Annotated in this window: 1 protein-coding gene; it reads left to right on the plus strand. The window is 31.0% G+C overall.

Going from position 1 to position 1,426, the window contains the following annotated elements:
• Nucleotides 1-394: 394 nt before the first annotated feature.
• On the plus strand, nucleotides 395-928 hold the full coding sequence (locus ACP6PM_RS17690) for a cupin domain-containing protein (RefSeq protein ID WP_426586872.1): 534 nt from the start codon (nucleotides 395-397) through the stop codon (nucleotides 926-928).
• The last annotated feature ends 498 nt before the right edge of the window (nucleotides 929-1,426 follow it).

Genomic DNA, 1,426 nt, shown 5'->3' on the forward strand with positions numbered 1-1,426 from the left:
AGATAAAAATGCCGATAATCTTGGCAATATTAAGCATTGAGGTAGAACAATAGAAGAAATTTCAATTTACTATAAACTTTGCTATTTTTACATTTGATGGTAATAGTTTAGAAGTAGTGATATGCTCAAAAAAGTTAAGTCGGCAAGCAAATACTATTCCTTTCAAACCCTAGAATTAGATATATTTTTTTTTGCCTGTTGCCTACCTCCACAATAAATCACTATATCTACAGGAATACCAATTTTATATTTTTGAAGAGATTTTTTGAAGTTAGTATTCAGCAAATAAATTTTTTATAGTAAAATACCTCAATATCCTACTAGATATAGAAGACTAAATGAGCTAAAATATCTAGGTAAATCTTTGAGTTATTAATTATTAAAAGGAAAAACTATGGAAGGATTGAGAAGAATTGTTACAGGACATAATCCTGATGGTAAATCAATCATAATGATTGACGGACCCCCAGCAAGATCGATAGGTGAGGAAGTTGGAGGACTATTTGAAATATGGAACACTGATGGAAATGAAATAAATACTTTTGATAAAACTGATAGAGCTGATACTGATGTACTTTTGTCTCCTCCAACAGGAGGAAGCAAATTTAGGTATTTTCGGATAAATCCTATTCCAGAGGGAATACCAAAGGAAAAGCTTGAGGAGTTAGCAGCTGAAGCTTTTGCCAAAATAGGTGCATCTCAAGACAGAGTTGATACAACTCGACATCCTGCAATGCATAAAACAAAAACAATAGATTATATTATTTTACTAAAAGGAAATGTGACTCTGTTACTAGATGATGATGAAGTTCAGTTAAAACCATTTGATGTTGTAGTTCAACGAGGCACTAATCACGCATGGGTAAATAATGGTAAAGAACCTGCACTTTTTATTGCAGTTCTCATTGATAGTGATTTAAAAGATTAACTTATCTAATAGTTTTTTAAGATGTCGTAATAGAATTATAATAAGTCCCCTCTCCTTTTCAGAGGGGACAGGAAAATCTGATTATTATTATCAATAACATATCATTTATCTTCCCAAATACTTTTACAGCTTTTAGAAGCTAAAAACCTATTTTCATCAAAACTTGTTTAAGTCAGATTTGACAAAGATTTGGTAATATAAAAAATTTCGATTATCTTGCCAAAATTTACCACTTACTGAGAAAAAATCCTTCATGGAGGTTTTCTCAATTTACCGATTTGATTTGACTCGAATATCAGAGGATAATTTTCCATCGCTACTAATTTTTGCAGGTGAGGGGAAATCAAATATAATTCTCATCTCATCCACAAATTTCTTCAGATAAAAAATGCCGATAATTTTGCCAAAATTTAGCACCTCTTCAGAAAAATAGTAGATGAGGATTTTCTCAATTTACCAATTTTATTTGACTCGGATATGAGGCAATAATTTTCCATA

The organism is Dapis brunnea BLCC-M229 (assembly GCF_050015995.1).
Classification (GTDB): domain Bacteria; phylum Cyanobacteriota; class Cyanobacteriia; order Cyanobacteriales; family Microcoleaceae; genus Trichodesmium.